We start from the raw sequence: 16,510 nt of genomic DNA, 5'->3' as shown, positions 1-16,510 counted from the left end.
CGTGAAAGCTGACGTCCTCTTCTACCTGTCGCTGTTCGCGCGCCGGCTGCCATGGTTCCTCCTGGCGCTCTTCGTGTGCACCGGGACCGGTCTCGGGGTCGCCGTGACGCTGCCGCCGGTCTACGAAGCCGGGGCCCGCCTCGTGGTCGAGGCCGAGAAGATCCCCGACGAACTGGCCGCCTCGACCGTTCAGACCGCCGCCTACCAGCATCTCGAGATCATCGAGCAGCGCCTGATGGCGCGGGGCGCGCTTCTCGACATGGCGAACCGGCTCGACATCTATGCCGGTGCCCGCCCCGCCGCCGACGAAATCGTGCGCGATCTGCGCAGCCGCATCACCTACACGATCGAAGGCGAGAGCGCCGCCCGCAAGGCCGGCGACCGCGCCACCATGCTCGTCCTGCATTTCGAGGATGAGAGCCCCGTCATGGCCGCGGCCGTCACCAATGAGCTGGTGACCCGCGTGATGGCCGAGGATGTCGAGATGCGGACCTCGGTCGCGCGCCAGACGCTGGAGTTCTTCGATCACGAGGTGTCGCGTCTGCAGCAGGAGCTTAATGCCAGCAGCACCCAGCTCATGGCGTTCCAGCAGGAGCACGAAGAGGCGCTGCCCGGTTCGCGCGAACTGGCCCGGCAGCGCATCGTCGGGATCGAGGGCGACCTGGCCGAACTCAGCCGCGAGACCGAGGCCCTGCGCCGCGAGCGCGAGCGCCTCGTCCGCCTGCACGAGACGGTGAAGCGCCGCGAAGGCCGCGCCGTCGACAGCCCCACCAGCTACGAGCAGCGCCAGATCGTCGCCTTGCGCGAGACGCTCGCCAATCTCGACGCGGACGATCCGGGCGCCGACGAGATCGCCGACCGGATCACGCGCCTGTCGCGCCGGATCGCGGAAAGCGGCACCGCCAGCTCGACCGAGCGCACCGCCTTTCACCGCCATCGTGATGACATCGACGCCAAGCTGGCCGAGGCCGCCGAGCGCCGTGCCGCCCTCCTCGACCAGCTCGAAGTCCACCGCGTGACGCTGACCGACGCGCCGACGAAGGCCGCCCAGCTCGCCTCGCTCGAGGAAGACCACCGCAACCTTCGCCAGCTCTACAACCAGGCGATCGAAGCCAAGGCCGTGGCCGAAACCGGCGACGCCATCGAGGCGCTGTCGAAGGGTCAGCGGATCGCGATCATCGAGCAGGCGTCGATCCCGCGCAGCCCGGCGCGCCCCAACCGCAAGGTGGTGGCGATCGCCGGGGCCGCGATCGGCGTCGTCCTCGGCCTCGCCATCGTCGTCATTCTCGAGCTGCGCCTCGGCTTCCTGCGCCGCCCTGTCGACCTGCAGCGCCGCCTCGGGATCGTCCCGCTCGCGACGCTGCCGATGCTGGGCGATCCCGAGCCCGCGCCCGCTGCGCGCCCGGCCCGCCGCCGGTTGCCGCGCCTGCGCACCGGTGTCGCCATCGGCTTCGCCGCCGCCGGGATCGCGACGATGATCGCGGTCATGGTCGGCCAGTTTCCCTATTCCGAGGAGATCGTGACGCAGTGGCAGCGCGTCGCCGGTCTCTGACCCCCGCCAGACAGGAGAATCCGCAAATGGACCGTCTACAGGCCGCCATCCGACAGGCCCGCGCCGCGCGCGCCACCCTCATGCAGCCCATCGGGCAGGGTGATATCGCCCCCACCCACATCCCGCAGGACGAATGGGAGATGCTGCCGCGGCTCGATCCCGATCCCGACCATCTCGCGCGGGGACGCATCGTCACGGTCGAGGACACCGCCAAGTCGGCACCCTTCGATGTGCTGCGTACCCGGCTGGTGCAGCAGGCCCTTGCCAATGACTGGCGCCGCATTGCCATCACCTCGCCCGGCCCCGGCTGCGGCAAGAGCACGGTGACCATGAACCTCGCCTTCTCGCTGGCGCGCCAGCCGGACCTGCGGACCATCGTCGTCGATCTCGATCTGCGCCGTCCCGTGCTGGCCAAGATGCTGGGCGTGTCGCGGGGCCAGAACGTCGCCACCGCGATCAGGGGCCTGACGCCCGCCGCCGATCAGATGGTGCGCGTCGGCGAAAACCTCGCCTTCGCCACCACGGCCGAGGCCGTCCGCGATCCCTCGACCCTGATGCAGGGCCGGGTGATGACCGCATTCCTCGACCAGTTGACCGAGCAGTTCGCCCCCGATCTCGTCCTCATCGACCTGCCTCCGGTGATGGTCAGCGACGATGCAATCGCCTTCCTGCCGCATGCCGACGCCGCGATGATGATCGCCGCGGCCGAGGACAGCACGCTGGGCCAGGTCGACGCGGCCGAGCGTGAGCTGGCGTCACGGACGAACGTCCTCGGGGTGGTGCTGAACAAGTGCAACCATCCCGGCGAGGGCCATGCCTACGGCTACGGCTACGATTACGGCGAGGCCCCCGCCGCCTGACGCAGCATCCAGACCATCCGCGACAGGCGGATCCGGGCCAGCGTCGCGACGGCGCGGGCCCGTTCGGCGCGGTCGAGACCACCGGCACGCGCCACTTTCGGGGCATGGGCGAGGATCGATGCGGGCATCAACAGCGCGCGTCCCGCCCAGGCCGCGCGCGACCGGCCCTTTGCCCGATGCAGCGCCCAGGCCTCGTCGGTCAGGCGCCGCCACTTGGCTCGAAGTGCCGCCGCATCGCCGCGCGACGGATGCCCGACCGCCATCTCCGGCGCGAAGCCCAGCGTGAAGCCCGCCGCCCGCGCCCGGTGCGAGTAATCCTTGTCCTCGGATACCGCGGCCCGGAACCCGCCGATCGCGGTGTGGACCCTGCGGCTGGTCACGAGGTTCCCGCTTCCGAGAAAGCCGTCCCGTTCGAGATAGCCGCGCATGTCGAAGGCGAAGATGGCCTCGAACGCCTGCGCGCCGGTGCGGGGGCCTTCGGTCTCGTCGAAGATATCCACTGCCCCGCCCACCAGATCGGCGCGCGGCGCGACCTTGAGCGCGGTCGCGGCCCAGCCCGGCCCCGGCACGCAATCGGCATCGAGGAACATGAGGATCGGCGCGTCGCTCTCGGCGACGCCTCGATTGCGCGCCGGGCCCGCGCCCGGCTCCGGCTCGGACAGGACGCGGACGGCGGGAAAATCGCGCGCGATCCACGGCCCCGGGTCGACGGTCGAGCCGTTGTCGACCACGACCACCTCAACGCCTGGCGGCAGGTGGGGCACGAGCGCAGAGAGACAGCGCGCCAGCCGGTCGGAATCGTTGAAATGCGGCACGATCACAGTGGCGCGGAGCGTGTCGGCCGGGGGCGAAGGGGGCACCGGTGCCTCGCGGATCGGGGGAAGGCGGCTTGACCGGACCATGGCAAGCCGCCCACAAGCGCGCAAGTCCACCATCCGCGAGGCCCCCGATGCTGCGCCCCGCCCTCACCATCCTGTCCGGAAATCTCGGCTCCTCCGCCCTTCTCTTCGCGCGGAACCTGACGCTCGCGGCGTTGATCCCGGTCGAGGATTACGGGATCGCCGCGACCTTCGCGCTGGCCGTGGCGGCGGTCGAGATGGCCTCGGCCTTCGGGTTGCAGCAGCAAATCGTGCAGGCCGCCGACGGCGACGACCCCCGGCTGATGCGCGCGCTGCAGGGGTTCCAGCTCTTTCGAGGCATCCTCGCCGGCGCGGTCATGCTGGCGCTGGCGATCCCGCTGGCGGATTTCCTGAATGTGCCACAGGTCGCATGGGCCTACGCGGTTCTGGCGCTCGTGCCGCTTCTGAACGGCGTCCGCCATCTCGACATCCACCGGCAGAACCGCAGCGGTCGCTTCGGCGCGCTGGCCGCCGAACAGACGCTGCCCGCGCTGGTGGCGTTCCTCGCGATCTTTCCGCTGGCGGCCTGGCTCGGGGACTGGCGCGTTATGCTGGTGTCGATCCTGATCCACAACACCGGCGCGGCCCTCGTCTCGCAATGCGCCGCCGAGCGCCCGTTCCGCCCCGCCTTCGACCGCGCCCGTTGGGGCCGGACGCTGCGCTTCGGCTGGCCAATCCTGCTGAATGCGGGGCTGCTCTTCGCGGTCTTCCAGGGCGACAAGCTGATCGTCGGGCGGCTCGAGGGCATGGTGGCGCTCAGCACCTTCGCGCTCGCCGTCACGATCACGCTGACGCCCGCCCTGATCGTGATGCGCAGCCTCCAGACCGGGTTTCTGCCCCGCCTGTCCCGTCGCGCCGAAGCCGGCGAGATCGACCGCCCCGCCGCCCGCCTGATCCAGCTGGCGCTCGCGCTGGGGCTGGCCGGCATGGGCGTCGGCATCCTCGCCGGTCCGATCGCCGCGCGCTGGCTGGCGGGATCGGACTACATCGCGGTCGCGGGGCTGCTCGGGCCGATGGCGATCCTGCAGGGGCTGCGCGTGGCCAAGGTCGGCACCAATATCGCCGCGCTCGCGACCGGGCAGACGGGGAACGCGCCGTGGTCGAATATCCCCCGGCTCGCCGCGCTGGCCGTGGGTTGGTGGATGCTCGAAGGCGGTGCATCGGTCGTCGTGCTGGTGTGGCTCGCCGCGCTGGCCGAGCTGGCCGGAATCGCGATTTCGGCGGCCATGTTCCGTGCGGCCCGGCCCGACCCGATCGCCCTGCCCTGGGCGTCCTATGCGGGCTTTCTGGCCCTCGCTGCGGCGGCGACCGGGGCGATCCTCGCGACCGCGCCGCCCATTGAAGCCTGACGCAAGCCCGTCACACCGCCCGGCCGATGACCCCCGCCGACCCTTTATCGTTTGGCGGTATCGACCTGCCGCGACTACGTTCGACCAGAGGTCCCGCAGAGGATCCTAGCAGAACAACCGACCGGCCCCGCCGGCGAGGATACAGGCGATGACACGCATTCGATCCCGCGCCGCGGCGCTGGCCGCCCTTCTCCTGTGGGGCGCCTGTCCCGCCTTGGCCGAACGCCTGCTGCCAACCGAGCCTGCAACCCTGATCGATCAACTCGACGCGGCGCGACCGGGCGACACGCTCATGCTCGCGCCGGGCGCCTATCCCGAGATGCGCATCGTCGGCGTGCAAGGAACCGCGGCCCAGCCCATCACCATCCGCGCCGCCGAAGGCTCCGTTCGCATCGGCACGGCCGTCCTGCGCGATGCGGCGCATCTGGTTCTCTCGGACCTCGACTTCCAGCCGGCCGCCGACGCCCCGGACGAGCCGTTTCGCGTCGTCGCGAGCCGGGATATCGTGATGCAGGACATGCGCTTCGCCGGTCCCGAAGCGCTGACCCGTCGGGCCCTCCGCGTGACCGAAACCGACGGGTTCACCCTGACCCGGTCCGAGATCACCGGCTTTCGCACCGGCACCCTGATCGACGACAGCACCGGGATCACGCTGACCGAGAACCTGCTGCACGGCCTGGGCCTCGATGGGATGACCTTCGCGGAGGTCGAGGACGTGCGGATCGAGGACAACACCATCCGCGACTTCTCGGATCGCCGCACGGGCGGCACCCATCCCGACATGATCCAGTTCTGGACGGCGGGCACCGACCGGCCCAGCCAGGGGATCGTGATCCGCGGCAACCTCCTTGATTCCGGGCGCGGGCCCTGGACCCAGTCGATCTTCATGCGCAACGAGCGGGTCGATCAGCACGAGGCCGGCCCCGAGATGTTCTACCGCGACGTGACGATCGAGGAGAACGTCATCCTCAACGCCCACACCCACGGCATCACCGTCGGCGAGACAGAGGGCTTGACGATCCGGCGCAATACCGTCGTGCGCAACGCCTTCGCGGCCCGCAACCGCCCGAACCCCAACCTCTGGGTTCCGCGCATCCACATCGCCGGGGAATCGCGCGAGGTGATCGTCGTGAACAACGTGGCCCACGCCATCACCGAGGCCGAATGGCGGGACGACTGGCTCATCCTCGGCAACCTGATCGTGCAGGATGTCCAACCGCTGCAGGACGGCCATTACGACAGCGTCTTCGCCGACGTCTCGCAAGGAAGGGCCGCGCGTCCGGTCGACTTCCTGCCCTATCCGGGTGGTCCGCTGGACGGCGTGGCGATCGGCGCCCCGCTTCTGCAATACGGCTCGCCGCTGGCGCCCGAGATGTCCGCAACGAGCCGGCTTCCCACGACGACCGAAGGGGCCATCCGCCTCGTGCCCGAGGCGCAGGCCATCGAGGTCTATGGCGGCCGGGGCTTGCGCCACCGGATCGACATCTACGAGCCCGCGATCGCGATCGGGGACGATCTGCCCGCGACGCGCCTGACCGAGCATCAGACGGCCGCGCTCTTCGGGGCCGATGCATTCTCGATGCGGATGCATCTGCGCCCCGATCTCGGTCCGCGGCGCACCGGGGGCATCGTTCTTCGGGTACACCAGCTTCTGGTAGTCCGCGTCAGCGACCGCGGCGCGATCACGGCGCGCGTCACGACCGCCGACGGCTATACGACCCGCATCAAGGGGCGCGGCACGGCGCTGGCGCGCGACGGCGGCGCCGAGCTTGAGCTGGCCTACGATTCCGAGGAGGGTCACCTCTGGCTGAATGTCGACGGCACGCGCGTGGCCGAGGTTCCGATGACCGGCCGTCTCGGGCCTTCGGAGCATTGGGGTCTGACCTTCGGCAACCCGTTCGACCAGTTCGACAGCTTCGCAGGCTGGGTCGACGCGTTCGAGCTCGATGTCCGGCACCCGCCCCTGCGCCGCGCCGCCGCCGAGTGATGACGGCCCTCCGCGACCAACCGGCCGAGAGCCTCGACACGCGCGGACCCGCATGGCTCGTGCCGATCTACCTGATCGCCGTGCTGGTGCCGATCTCCTTCCATGTCGGACCGCTCTTTCTGACGACGCTCCGGGTGCTCCTGCTCGCGGTAACGCTGCCGCTTCTGGTCAATACGCTGCGCGGTCGATATGGGCCGGTGCTGGCGACCGACTGGCTGCTCCTCGGGCACGCGCTCTGGATTGCGGTCGCACTCGGGGTGAACAACCCGGACCGCGTCATCCAGCAGGCACCGTCGGTCGGGGTCGAGTTCCTCGGCGGCTACGTCGTCGCGCGCGCGGGCATCCGCAGCTCCGCCGACATGCTTCGCGCCTGCCGCCTCCTTCTGCTGGGCGTCCTGCTGACGCTCCCCTTCGCGCTGATCGAGGCGCGGACGGGTACGCCGCCGATCATCGCGATGATCCGCAAGCTGCCCGTCCTCGGGTCGGTCGACATCCTCGACATGAACCGTCGGCTGGGAGTCGAGCGGGTGCAGGCGGTCTTCGCCCACCCCATCCATTACGGGCTCTTCTGCTCGGTCGTGTTCTCGATGGTTTTCGTCGCGATGAAGGACCAGATGGGCGACCTCCGACGCTGGATCGCGGCAGGTGCGGTCGCCGGATGCGGCTTTCTGGCGCTCTCCTCGGGGGCGCTCCTGGCGATCGCGCTGCAGGTCGGGCTGATCGCATGGGCCGCGATCTTCGCGCAGGTCGCATGGCGCTGGTGGCTGCTGCTCGGCCTCGTGACCACGGTCTACATCGCCATCGACCTTCTGTCGTCGCGCTCGGGGCTACAGGTCTTCATGACCTACGCCACCTTCTCGGCGCACACGGCCTACTGGCGCCTGACGATCCTCGACTGGGGCCTCGAGAACATCTGGGCAAACCCGATCTTCGGCCTCGGCCTTCGGGACTGGGTCCGGCCGAGCTGGATGCATTCGGATTCGGTCGACAATTTCTGGCTGCTGACGGGGATGCGCTACGGCCTGCCCGGCGTGGGGCTGCTGGCGGCGGGCTGGCTGGTGCAGCTGACGCGGCTCATGCGGCTCGACCATGGACCCGGGACCGAGCTTGGCCGCATCCGCACGGCCTGCGTCTTCACCATCATCGGCCTGACCTTCACGCTCTTCACGGTCCATGTCTGGACCAACATCTACTCATTCACCTTCTTCGTGTTCGGCGCGACGGCCTGGCTCGTCCAGCCGATCACCCGAACCGAAGCGCCTGAAGCCGAGGCCCCCGCGGACCCGCGCCGCGCCGCCCCGATCCGGCGCTCCGGCGCGCGGCCGGCCTTCACACGCTTCCCGGCCGGGACGGACGCGCGGGCGTCGCTGGCACGCGGGCGATGACGCCGCCGCGCCTCGGCGTTGTGATCGTGACCCACCGCGCCGCCGACACGATCGACGCCTGCCTCGGCAGCCTTCTGGCCTCCGAGGGCGTGACCCTCCGCGTCGTCGTGGTCGATAACGCCTCGCCTGATGACACGCTGACCCGCCTGCGCGCGCACGACGTCACCGTGATCGAGGCCCCGAATGACGGTTTCGCGGCGGGCGTGAACCGGGGGCTTGCGGTGCTGTCGGCAGATGCAGGGCTCGATCGCTTCTGGGTCCTGAACCCGGACACCACCGTCGCCACGGACACCGCGCGACGCTTCGCCACCCACCCGGCGCTGCCCGGCGGGTTCGCCATGATCGGCGGGCGGGTCCTCTATGACGAGACACCGCCGCGGATCCAGATCGACGGCGGGACCATCGACTGGCGGAGCGGCGTGACGCGCAACCTCAACCAGTTCGCCCCGGCCGATGCGCCGCCCCCCGACCCGGCCGAGATCGCCTTCGTCACGGGCGCGAGTCTCGTCGTCTCCCGCGCGTTTCTCGACGTCGCGGGACCGATGCCCGAGGATTACTTCCTCTATTACGAGGAGGTGGACTGGGCGATGCGGCGCGGCGCGCTGCCGCTTCTGCACTGCCCCGACGCGATGGTCCGACACGTCTCGGGTGCCTCGATCGGATCGGCCTCGGGCGACCGGCGCGCGTCGCCTTTCTCGGAATGGTTCAAGCACCGCGCACGCATGATGTTCCTGCGCCGGCACCGGCCTGCATCGGTACCGGGCGGGCTCGCCTTCACGACCGCGAAGGCCGCGCAGCACCTGTCGCGCGGAGATTTCGCGGCAGCCCGCGCGACCTGGGCGGGTGGCTTCGGCCTTGGCCCGCCGCGAGACGTCCGCGTCACCATGGCCGCGGCCGGGATCGACCCGGCGCGCCTCTAGGCCATCGACGCGGCAATGCGCTCGATCGTCGCCTCGGCCACCGCGACGCCGCCTCCGGCCCGCGCCCGCGCCGCACCGCGCCCGTCGCCCGGCAGCCGTGCGCCGTCCTGGCCCCGGATCGCCGCTGCGAGATCGCCGATCCGTTCCGCGAAGGCACCGCCCGACGTCGCGCCCGGATCGATAGCGATGAACATCTGGCCCGTCGCTGGCGGTCCGCCGGCCGTGCCCGAGAAGGGCGAGGCATCCTTGCCCAGCGTCGCGCCGGTCATGGCCGCGGCCAGCGTCTCGACGATCAGCGCAAGGCCCACGCCCTTGTAGCCGCCCGCAGGTGCCATCGAGCCATTCAGGGCCACGTCCGGATCCGTGGTGGGCGCGCCGTCGGCATCGAGGCCCCAGCCCTCGGGGATCGCCCGGCCCTCGCGGGCGTGCTTCATGATCTCGGACTTGGCGATGACGCTGGCCGACTGGTCGATCAGGATCTCGACGCCCCCCGCCCCGTCCGGCACGGCCATCGAGATCGGGTTGGTGCCCACGACCGGCCGCGATCCGCCGCCCGGCGCGATGGACGCGGGCGCGTTGGTGAAACCCAGCCCCAGCATCCCCTCGGCCGCGATCCGCGCCGTGTGGATGCCGAGTACGCCGCAATTGTAGCTCCGATGGATCGCCATGACCGCGACGCCGTTTGCGCGCGCCGCCGCGATCAGCGGCCCCATGCCCGCGTCGATGGCGCCATGGGCGAAACCGTGCCCGGCATCGACGCGCACCACGCCGGGTCGGGGGGTCGACACCTCCGGGACAGCCTGACCGTCGACCTTCCCGCAGCGGACATGTTCGGCGTAGATCGGCACATAGGCCAGACCGTGGCTCGCCACGCCGTCGGCTTCGGTGGCCGCGGTCGCCACGGCCAGCGCACGCGCGGCCTCGGGGCGTGTGCCCGCCGCGAGCAGCGCGTCGAAGGCCAGCGTCTCGATCTCGTCCAGGGACATCATCCGGTGGGTCATGGTCTTGCCTTTCAGTCGCTGTCGGTCAGGCCCGCGCCCGCCCCGCCCTCGCGCCCAAGATGGGCCGGGGCATAGGTGCGATGCGCGAATGCATTCAGAATGTCGACCGCCGCGGGTGCCACCGGCTCGGGCGTGCGCGGCGCGCGCGGCCACGGACCCGGCGCGCGGGCGGGAAGGATGCGGATATCGCCGCGCGCGGGCGGCGGCGCGCCATGCAGGCTCGGGGTCCGCGACAGGATCGCACCGCCACCGGGCCACCGGATCGTGACGGGACGACCCGTACGATCCGCGACCGAGGCGAGGTGCGGCAGCATGAGAAGCGGATGAAGCACGTCCAAGACCGTCAGCGGCCCCGTCTCCAGCCGGTCCGACAGCGCCGCACCACAGCAGATCGGGCAGAGCCGGTCGTGCTTCGCCCGCCAGGTCTCGCCGGGCACCGGCGGCAGCGGTCCGGCCCCGTCGATCTCGGTCAGCAGGGCGGCGAGCGTCGCGGCGCCCGGCAGACCCCGCTCGGCCAGCCAGCGCGCCGCCATACCGGCCTCCTCGGCCAGGCCCCAGGGCAGCCCCGCGCCCCGCGCAGCCTTCCGGGCCAGCGCTTCGGTCTCGCCGCCCGACAGGTTCACGCCGGAAGCCCGGCCCATGGCTCGGCGCCCGCATCCGCCATCTCGTGCGGAAAGGGCGCACCGCGGAACATCTCGATCCGCACCCAGCGGTCCGAGCGCGGATCGAAGCGCCCGGCCCCGAAGAACGACAGCTTCGCGCGCAGCATGTCGGCGGGCAGCATCGCGGTCGAGGCGAGATCGTCGCGGATCTCGGCATAGGGATGGCGCAGGGCGATCTGAACGCGGCGCACCGTATGCCGGTGCTCCGGGTGATCGAGCAGAAAGCCCGCGACGTCCCCCGTCCGACCCTCCATCGCGGCCAACAGCGCCGCCGCATCGCGCCGTGTCGCCAAGGGTTGCGCGTGCGGGTCGAGCGCGGGATCCGGCTCGCCCAGCCGCGGCTCCAGCTTGTCGGCGGAGGTGAACCAGACGCGTGCCGGCCCGTCGCAGCCCTCGATACCGTGCACCGCGCAGAGCGCGCCGCGCAGGTCGTCCAGCGCCATGCGCCCGTCGATGGCGAAGCGCGCGTCTTCCTCGGCACACATCGTCGCGCCGAGGCCGTCCACCAGTTCGGGCCAGGGTTCCAGGAGAAGCGAGACGAGCAATTCCTGCCCTTCGAGCGAAAGCGCCGTCCGCCCCCACTCCCAGAGCGCGGCCCATCCGGTCACCGGCTGCGCGACCAGCCGCTCCATATCCGCGCGCAGGCCGTCGAGCTTGGCGGCCTGCACCGGATGATCGGTACGCCATGCGGCGACGTTGCGCGCGGCGGCGTCGCGGGCGGCGATGAACGCGGCGATCCGGTCGGGTGGCGCCGCCTGTTCCAGGACGCGCGCCAGCGCGGTCTCGCGGGCGGTGATCCAGCGGTCCAGCAGGACCGGGTGATGTACGAGAAACGGTGCCATTCCGAGGCCGGTCGAATTGCCGATCCCGAATCGCCGGCGCAGCTCGGGGTCCAGCGCGACGGCGCGGTCGGGCGCGCGCGCCTGTGCCATCGCTTCGACCTGGTCCAGCACGAAGGCCCGGATCAGCCAGACAGTCAGCATCTCGACCTGGAACGGCGCCGCGCATTCGGGCCGATCCGCGATGCGCGCACGATCGGCCGCGCCGAACTTGCCCGATCCGTAGACGGCGGTCGTCCGCATCAGGTAGCCCACGGCGTCGATGCGCACAGGGTCTGGCTGGATGCCCCGCGACAGCGCGTCGACGACGTGATCGAAGAGGCGAACGGAGCGGTTGGCCCGGCTCAACGTCAGCTCGCGATCGGTGATGCGCCCGGCCTCCTGGAGCGGCACGTTCGCCCCGAGCCGCGCCAGATCCTCCGCGTCCGGAACCCCGTCGAACAGCGTGAACGTCGCGTCCCAGGCCGTCGCGATCACCCGGTCCGAGCGCGCCTCGGGCGGCAGGTCATGGGAGAAGGCCACGAGCGAATAGGACCGGTCCGGACCGTGCGCCGAATAGACGGCGCGCCCGGTGCCGTCGGCGGCGATCTCGAAGACGGGGCGGTCGAAGGTCCAGTCTTCGGCCTTCAGACGGCGCAGCAACATCCGCATGAAAGACAGGCGCGACTGGTGGAAACAGCCCATCCGGTCGAGGCGCATCACCTCCTCGGGGGGACGCAGCGCGACGGTCACGCGCCCGCCGGGCCGAAGCCCGCCTCGTAGAAGCGCAGCCAGTTGTCGCCCATGATCCCGTCGACCTCGCCCGCGTCGAACCCGGCGGCGCGCAGGCCCTCGGCCAGGCCCGGAACGTCCCGGTTGTCGCGGAACCAGTCAGGCTGCGGCGGGAAGCCCGGCGCGTCGGCACTGCCTTCGCCGTAGTCCACGGCCTTGGTCCAGCGGCCGGTCCGCATCCATTCGACGATGCTGTCGGGCTGATCCTGGCAAAGATCGGACCCGATCCCGAGATTGCCCGCCCCCACCACCTCGGCGGTGCGCGCGGCCATCTCGCAGAAGGAGGCCAGCGTGCAATCCGCCCCATCCTTCAAGTGATGCGGATAGAGTGACAGGCCCAGCATCCCGCCGCTCTCGCCCAAGGCGCGCAGCACGTCCTCGCCGAAATTGCGGCGCGCCGGGTGCCAGTCGGCGTTGTTGGCATGGGTGATCGCGATGGGTCTGGTCGAGGTCTCGATGGCGTCCAGCGTCGAGCGGTCGGCGGAATGGCTCATGTCGATGACCATGCCGACGCGATTCATCTCGGCCACGACGGCACGGCCCATGCGGGTCAGGCCCGGATCCTCGTCCTCGTAGCAGCCCGTCGCGAGGAGGGACTGGTTGTTGTAGCTCAGCTGCATGAAGCGCAGGCCCAGCGTGTGCAGCACCTCCACGAGGCCGATATCGTCCTCGATCGGGCTGGGGTTCTGGGCGCCGAAGACGATGGCGGTGCGCCCCGCCTTGCGTGCCGCGCGAATGTCGACGGCGGTGCGGGCCTGGACGATCAGGTCGGGGAAGCGCTCGAACCGGCGGTTCCACTCCTCGATGCGCAGGACCGTTTCGCGGAAGGTCTCGTGATAGGCGATGGTGACGTGGACGGCATCCAGACCGCCCTCCCGCATTTGGCGGAAGATGGTCTCGGACCAGTTGCAATACTGCAGGTTGTCGATGCGGAACCCCATGGCGCGGACCAAGCCACAGGCCGCGCGCCCGCGCAATCGTCAGCGTGTCGGGTCGAGCAGCTTGCCCAGATAGGTGCCGTATTCCGTCTTGCCGTAGCGGTCGGCCATCGCGGCCACGGCATCCGCGTCGATCCAGCCCTGTTGGTAGGCGACTTCCTCGGGGCATCCGGCCTGCAGCCCTTGCCGCTGCTGCAGGGTCCGCACGAAGTTCCCGGCATCCAGCAGCGAGGCATGGGTGCCGGTGTCGAGCCAGGCGTAACCACGACCCATCTTCTCGACCCGGAGCGACCCGTCGGCGAGATAGGTCTCGAGGAGGGTCGTGATCTCCTGCTCACCCCGCTCGGACGGGGCAACACCCCGCGCCCGCTCCGGCGCCGTCCCGTCGAGGAAGTAGAGCCCCGTCACCGCGTAGTTCGACGGTGCCTGCGCGGGCTTCTCGATGATGGACCGGACCGTGCCGTCGGGCGCGAAATCGACCACGCCGTAGCGCTCGGGATCGGCCACATGGTAGCCGAAGACGGTGCCGCCCGCCGCGGGGGCGCCCGCCATCAATTCGGGCAGGCCGTGCCCGAAGAAGATGTTGTCCCCCAGCACCATCGCGCTGGGTGCGCCGCCCAGGAACCCGTCGGCCAAGAGATAGGCCTGCGCCAACCCCTCGGGCTTCTCCTGCACGATGTAGTTCAGCGTGACGCCCCAGCGCGCGCCGTCGCCCAAGGCGCGCCGGAACTGGTCCTGGTCGTGAGGCGTGGTGATGATCGCGATTTCGCGGATGCCGGCCAGCATCAGGACGGTCAGCGGATAATAGATCATCGGCTTGTCGTAGATCGGCAGAAGCTGCTTCGAGACGCCCTCGGTGATCGGGTGCAGGCGCGTGCCCGAGCCGCCGGCCAGGATGATGCCCTTGCGTGTCGTCATGTCAGGTCCTTCATGATCTCGGCCAAACCCTCGCGCCAGTCGGGGCGGGCAAGGCCGAATGCGGCTTCTGTCGCCGAGACGTCGAGCCGGGAGTTGAGCGGCCGTGCGGCGGGGGTTGGATAATCGCGCGATGGGATATCCGTGACCGCGCAGTCGAGCCCGGCCGCGTCGAAGATGGCGCGCGCGAAGCCGGCCCAGCTGACATCCGGCGCGCCCGCATAGTGGTATGTGCCGCTCAGACCGGGATCGGCGACGAGCGCCCGGGCGATCGCGTGACAGGCGCGGGCGAGGTCGCGCGCCGGGGTCGGGCCACCGATCTGGTCCGCAACGACACGGAGCGCCTCCCGCTCGGCCCCGAGCCGCAGCATCGTGGTGACGAAATTGGAGCCGTGCGCGCTGACGACCCAGGAGGTGCGCAGAACCGCATGGACGCCGCCGGACGCGCGCACGCCCTCCTCGCCCGCGAGCTTGGTGCGGCCGTAGGCTCCCAAGGGTGCTGTCGGCGCGTCGGGAGCGCGGGCCGCGTTACCCGTTCCGTCGAAGACGTAGTCGGTCGAGACCTGGACGAAAGGGATACCAAGATCGGCGCAGGCCGCGGCCATCGCGGCGGGCGCTTCGGCGTTGACCAGATGGGCCGCGTCCTCGTCCGCCTCGGCGGCATCGACGGCGGTATAGGCGGCCGCGTTGACGACCGCCTCGGGGGCGGTCCGGCGGATGAACGCGGCGCAGCCCGCGGGATCGGTCAGGTCGGCCACGTCCCGCCCGGCGCAGTGGACGCCGTCCAGCCGCGCCATCTCACATCCGAGCTGTCCGCTCCGCCCGATGCAGAGGATCACGCGCGCACCCCGAGCCGGTCGCCCACGCCCTGCCGGTCGAGCAGCGGCCGCCACCAGGCCTCGTTCTCGAGATACCAGCGCACCGTTCGCTCCAGCCCGTCCTCCAGCGTCACCGAGGGCCGCCAGCCCAGCTCGTCCCGGATGCGGCTCGCGTCGATGGCGTAGCGCGCGTCGTGGCCGGGGCGGTCCGTGACGAAGGTGATGAGGTCGGCATGGGGCGCGCTGTCGGAGCGCAGTCGGTCGAGGATGGCGCAGATCGCGCGGACGAGGTCGATGTTCCGCGCCTCGGCATTGCCGCCAATATTGTAGCTGCGCCCGACTTCGCCGCGCGTCAGCACGGTCAGGAGCGCGTCGGCATGATCCTCGACGAAGAGCCAGTCGCGCACGTTCTCGCCCGCGCCGTAGACCGGGATGGGCCGACCATGGATCGCATTCAGGATCGTCACGGGGACGAGCTTTTCGGGGAAGTGATAGGGGCCGTAGTTATTGGAGCAGTTGGTCAGCAGGATCGGCAGGCCGTAGGTCTCGTGCCACGCGCGCACGAGGTGGTCGCTCGCCGCCTTCGACGCCGAATAGGGACTGCGCGGATCGTAGGGCGTCTCCTCGGTGAATTGCCCCTCGGGCCCGAGCGAGCCGAACACCTCGTCGGTCGAGATATGGTGGAAGCGGAAGGCCTCCGGGCGGCCTCGGGCGATCCAGTGGTCGCGCGCCGCTTCCAGCAAATTGAACGTGCCGGTGACGTTCGTCTCGACGAAGGCGGAGGGGCCGTCGATCGAGCGATCGACATGGCTCTCGGCGGCGAGGTGCATGACCGCATCGGGGGCATGTTCGGCGAACACCCGGTCGAGCGCGGCGCGGTCGCGCAGGTCGGCCTCCACGAAGGTATAATTCGGGGCCTCGGCCACCGTGGCCACGTTTTCAAGACAGGCCGCATAGGTCAGCGCGTCCAGATTCACGACATCGCGGCCCGCCGCCACCGCTTGCCGGACCACCGCCGACCCGATGAACCCGGCGCCGCCGGTGACAAGAAGCGTCATGTCCCATCCCCCCGGAACGGCGTGTCGAGATCGGCCAGCGGCGGCGCCTCGGCATCCTTGGGCGAGAGAACCGGATCGTGGTCGAGGCCCCAGTCGATGCCGGCGCTATCCCAGCGGATCGCGCTTTCGGCCGACGGCTCGTAGAAGCCGGTGCACTTGTAGCAGATCTCGGTTCCGGGCAGGCGCGTGACGAATCCGTGGGCGAAGCCCTCGGGGATCCACATCATGCGGCCGTTTTCGGCGCTGAGCTCCGCGGTGACCGCGTGCCCGTAAGTGGTCGAGCCCTCGCGGATATCGACAGCCACGTCGAGGAGCGCGCCCCGGCCACAGCGCACCAGCTTGCCCTGCCCGTGGGGCGGCGTCTGAAAGTGCAGGCCGCGCACCGTCCCCGCGTCGTCCGAGAGCGAATGGTTGTCCTGCACGAAGGCGATATCGAGGCCCAGCGCCGCGAAAGTCCGCGCGTTCCACGTCTCTGCGAAGAAGCCGCGCGCGTCGCCGAACCGGCGCGGCGTCAGCAGCTTGACCGCCGGGATAGCGGTGTCGTCGATCTGCATGT

General features: G+C 70.5%; 15 protein-coding genes. 6 read left to right on the top strand and 9 right to left on the bottom strand.

The window, feature by feature from the left end; translation table 11 throughout:
• The first annotated feature begins 1 nt into the window (after position 1).
• Entirely contained in the window at positions 2-1,552 is a 1,551-nt protein-coding gene (locus Q0833_RS17605) for a lipopolysaccharide biosynthesis protein (RefSeq protein WP_298438192.1), read from the top strand.
• A gap of 26 nt (positions 1,553-1,578) precedes the next feature.
• Complete coding sequence (locus tag Q0833_RS17600; RefSeq protein WP_298438189.1) at positions 1,579-2,412, top strand: CpsD/CapB family tyrosine-protein kinase; 834 nt, start codon at positions 1,579-1,581, stop codon at positions 2,410-2,412.
• Here Q0833_RS17600 and Q0833_RS17595 read toward each other — a convergent pair.
• Positions 2,388-3,272 (bottom strand): glycosyltransferase family 2 protein, encoded by an 885-nt coding sequence (locus tag Q0833_RS17595; protein WP_298438186.1) that lies wholly within the window; start codon positions 3,270-3,272, stop codon positions 2,388-2,390. The two genes, Q0833_RS17600 and Q0833_RS17595, sit on opposite strands and share 25 nt — an antisense overlap.
• Before the next feature lie 89 nt (positions 3,273-3,361).
• Between Q0833_RS17595 and Q0833_RS17590 the strand changes: the two genes are divergently transcribed.
• The 4 genes from Q0833_RS17590 (at position 3,362) to Q0833_RS17575 (ending at position 8,952) form a co-directional block, all read left to right on the top strand.
• A complete protein-coding gene (locus Q0833_RS17590; RefSeq protein ID WP_298438184.1) occupies positions 3,362-4,660 on the top strand; it encodes an oligosaccharide flippase family protein in 1,299 nt (432 codons plus the stop codon).
• A 148-nt stretch (positions 4,661-4,808) separates the two neighbouring features.
• The gene (locus Q0833_RS17585; RefSeq protein ID WP_298438181.1) at positions 4,809-6,647 is read left to right on the top strand and encodes a right-handed parallel beta-helix repeat-containing protein; all 1,839 of its coding nucleotides are present in this window, start codon (positions 4,809-4,811) and stop codon (positions 6,645-6,647) included.
• Positions 6,647-8,032: an O-antigen ligase gene (locus tag Q0833_RS17580; protein WP_298438178.1), complete on the top strand. Its 1,386-nt coding sequence runs from the start codon at positions 6,647-6,649 to the stop codon at positions 8,030-8,032. Before Q0833_RS17585 ends, Q0833_RS17580 begins: the two co-directional genes overlap by 1 nt.
• Positions 8,029-8,952: a glycosyltransferase family 2 protein gene (locus Q0833_RS17575; protein WP_298438175.1), complete on the top strand. Its 924-nt coding sequence runs from the start codon at positions 8,029-8,031 to the stop codon at positions 8,950-8,952. Before Q0833_RS17580 ends, Q0833_RS17575 begins: the two co-directional genes overlap by 4 nt.
• Here Q0833_RS17575 and Q0833_RS17570 read toward each other — a convergent pair.
• The 8 genes from Q0833_RS17570 to rfbC are packed head-to-tail and all read right to left on the bottom strand — an operon-like array spanning position 8,949 to position 16,508.
• Positions 8,949-9,953, bottom strand: coding sequence for an Ldh family oxidoreductase (locus tag Q0833_RS17570; protein ID WP_298438172.1), 1,005 nt, complete (start codon positions 9,951-9,953; stop codon positions 8,949-8,951). The two genes, Q0833_RS17575 and Q0833_RS17570, sit on opposite strands and share 4 nt — an antisense overlap.
• Positions 9,954-9,964: 11 nt before the next feature.
• Positions 9,965-10,594, bottom strand: coding sequence for a DUF3726 domain-containing protein (locus Q0833_RS17565; protein WP_298438168.1), 630 nt, complete (start codon positions 10,592-10,594; stop codon positions 9,965-9,967).
• A complete protein-coding gene (locus tag Q0833_RS17560; protein ID WP_367274989.1) occupies positions 10,573-12,186 on the bottom strand; it encodes a hypothetical protein in 1,614 nt (537 codons plus the stop codon). The genes Q0833_RS17565 and Q0833_RS17560 overlap by 22 nt, the downstream gene beginning before the upstream one ends.
• Positions 12,183-13,166, bottom strand: a complete 984-nt coding sequence (locus Q0833_RS17555) for a membrane dipeptidase (RefSeq protein ID WP_298438166.1) — start codon at positions 13,164-13,166, stop codon at positions 12,183-12,185. Before Q0833_RS17555 ends, Q0833_RS17560 begins: the two co-directional genes overlap by 4 nt.
• A 39-nt stretch (positions 13,167-13,205) precedes the next feature.
• Positions 13,206-14,081, bottom strand: coding sequence for a glucose-1-phosphate thymidylyltransferase RfbA (gene rfbA, locus Q0833_RS17550; protein WP_298438163.1), 876 nt, complete (start codon positions 14,079-14,081; stop codon positions 13,206-13,208).
• The gene (gene rfbD / locus Q0833_RS17545; RefSeq protein ID WP_298438159.1) at positions 14,078-14,917 is read right to left on the bottom strand and encodes a dTDP-4-dehydrorhamnose reductase; all 840 of its coding nucleotides are present in this window, start codon (positions 14,915-14,917) and stop codon (positions 14,078-14,080) included. Before rfbD ends, rfbA begins: the two co-directional genes overlap by 4 nt.
• Complete coding sequence (rfbB, locus tag Q0833_RS17540) at positions 14,914-15,954, bottom strand: dTDP-glucose 4,6-dehydratase (RefSeq protein ID WP_298438156.1); 1,041 nt, start codon at positions 15,952-15,954, stop codon at positions 14,914-14,916. Before rfbB ends, rfbD begins: the two co-directional genes overlap by 4 nt.
• Entirely contained in the window at positions 15,951-16,508 is a 558-nt protein-coding gene (rfbC, locus tag Q0833_RS17535) for a dTDP-4-dehydrorhamnose 3,5-epimerase (protein ID WP_298438153.1), read from the bottom strand. Before rfbC ends, rfbB begins: the two co-directional genes overlap by 4 nt.
• Positions 16,509-16,510 lie beyond the last annotated feature (2 nt).

Origin of the sequence: uncultured Jannaschia sp. (assembly GCF_947503795.1) — a bacterium.
Lineage (GTDB): Bacteria > Pseudomonadota > Alphaproteobacteria > Rhodobacterales > Rhodobacteraceae > Jannaschia.
Note: the sequence above shows the minus strand (reverse complement) of the source record. Positions and strands in the feature narration are given on the sequence as shown.